This is a genomic window from Nitrospirota bacterium (assembly GCA_040754395.1).
Classification (GTDB): domain Bacteria; phylum Nitrospirota; class Thermodesulfovibrionia; order Thermodesulfovibrionales; family SM23-35; genus JBFMCL01.
In genome coordinates this window covers 1-2,181 of record JBFMCL010000052.1, presented here as the reverse complement: position 1 = coordinate 2,181, position 2,181 = coordinate 1, and the positions used below count along the sequence as shown (strand labels likewise).

Sequence of the window (2,181 nt, the reverse complement as noted above, 5' to 3'; positions counted from 1 at the left end):
TGCAGATACCTGATTCATTACGCCAAGTTCTGCATGGTAGGACAAGGCTGTCGTGTATAAAAGGTCTCCGAGGATATCATCCTTCGTAAGGGTTGAGAAATCCTGTGCTTCAAGTTTTGCCTTTGTTACTTCCAGTTTTGTCTTTAATGCCGTCATCTGTTCCGGCGATATCCTTCCAAGGTCAAGGGCTATCCCCAGATACTCCCCTGCCTCTATCGGGTTCGTTATCACATCAGCGCTCTGTTTGGGAGCGGTGAATGTCATATTGAAGGTCTCCGTGCTCCCCATGGTAACAGGCGTCCCGGTTGCGATTACCACTCCGTCCACTCTCAGTTCCGGTTTCAAGTTTATCAGATACGAGGGCAAAAAAGAAGGCAGTTCATTGGGCTGTATCGGGGTTCCGTCTGCATGCGGTTTCGGAAGATAGGAATTAATTACCGTTTCATCCTGCGCTGTCGCTGGCGAATAGCTCAACGTTATCTTCTTTCCTGCAAGCTCAGGAAGGCTTTTGGTGATGTTGATGGGAGTTCCCATGATTTCGTCATACATGTCCTTTATGACGTTGAAGTTCAGTTTGTGCCTGAGGGTGTCAGGGATGCTTGCATAGGTTGAACCTTTTACTATTGTTTTATAAGGCAATGTCCCTAACAGATAGGAGAATTCCTGCTTCTGTATCTCCTTCTTCCCAAGCACATCTCCCACTGTGGCATTGGGATAATTCTGTGATATGTAATTCTGCACCTGTGTCTGGTAATCAGTCATGGTCTGCTGGATGTAGAGGGAATAACAGGCAATCTTTTATTTTTTACATACTTTACCTTTTAACTCTAGAACCAGTCCCCACAGGATGCAGATATATACAAGAGATACCGAAGCACGAAGAGCCCAAATTCCGACTTTTTTCAAAATCAAGAAACTTATTACGAAATCCATATCCCAGCGACCTTCAACTAAGCAGTTCAATAATGTAATGATTAATAAAATGATCAGACACCGCAGGACAGATTTCTTAGCATTGATTGATAAATTACCTATTAAAATATAAATAATTCCAATTAACAGACCGAAACCAGAGATTGCAATAGTTGTTATATCAAATTCCATATGTCCTCCATCAATGCGAATACCACAAATTCTTATAACAATTCTTGATGTGATTAATACCATGGCCGATTTCAACAATATGCAATATTTTTTCCAATTTTTTGATAGCCGTGCCTATCACCTTTGCTATCAAATAGAATAAGAGTAATTCGGATAGACATTCCATGAAATCTTCCGCTTTCTCTTTACCAAAGTAGGCAACAAGTGCAGCATATGCAAAGCAATATGATATAAAAGCAAATACAAGAAATCCGATTACTGTTTCACTCGTTATCACGGCCAAAGCTAAAAATACTACTGAAAATATCATCAATATGCCAATCAGTAATAGTTCACCACCGCTATGACCCCCGCTTATCATATACGCGCCTGCGCCAGTAATAGGATCAATGATAATGTAACCACACCCCGTCCATCCATTAAAGGCTATGTCAGTCTTGGAAACAGTCACTTCTTTCCCTGCATTGACGGCATTCTGAATATCACTTTTCACATCACTATCCACTTGAAGTTGGGGAAAGATGTTATTGATGTTCGTCTGATTGATGGTGTAAATGGGGATTCCCTGTTCATTTGCTATCTGTAATGCCTTAACCGCAGAGATTCCCTGTGCAGGGGTTTCCGGTGTTGAGAAGAGTTGTTCTGGCACTGAGTGTTCCAACGCCGATCCGTTCATTCCTGATGTCAGGAAAAACTGCTTTGGTTGTTCTGTATTGCCATCCAATGCTTTCACTAAATTGAGCAGCCTATCCGCATCCATTGCCAAGCCACCTGAACTAACAGATATCGGTATCCCGAATGCAAATGTCCTTTTAAGTTCAAAGGAAAAGATTGTCTCTGAGGGAAGAGTGATTGCCATAACGCCCATTGTTTTAGCTGAGACAAAATTCATCACCCCGAGTTCGGCATGGTAGGATAATGCAGTTGTATAGAGCAGATCGCCGAGGATGTCATCCTTCGTAAGGGTTGAGAAATCCTGTGCTTCAAGTTTTGCCTTTGTTGCCTCAAGCTTTGTCTTTAATGCTGTCATCTGCTCCGGAGATATCCTTCCAAGATCAAGGGCTATCCCCAGATACT

General features: G+C 42.3%; 3 protein-coding genes. All 3 read right to left on the bottom strand.

Annotated features, from left to right (window positions below):
• The coding region (locus AB1552_14340; protein MEW6054937.1) for a transglutaminase at nucleotides 1-762 on the bottom strand (762 nt) is incomplete at its 3' end.
• 36 nt (nucleotides 763-798) lie between these two features.
• Nucleotides 799-1,104, bottom strand: a complete 306-nt coding sequence (locus AB1552_14335) for a hypothetical protein (GenBank protein ID MEW6054936.1) — start codon at nucleotides 1,102-1,104, stop codon at nucleotides 799-801.
• A gap of 10 nt (nucleotides 1,105-1,114) precedes the next feature.
• Nucleotides 1,115-2,181 (bottom strand): hypothetical protein (locus tag AB1552_14330; protein ID MEW6054935.1); only part of this gene is annotated, 1,067 nt, incomplete at its 5' end.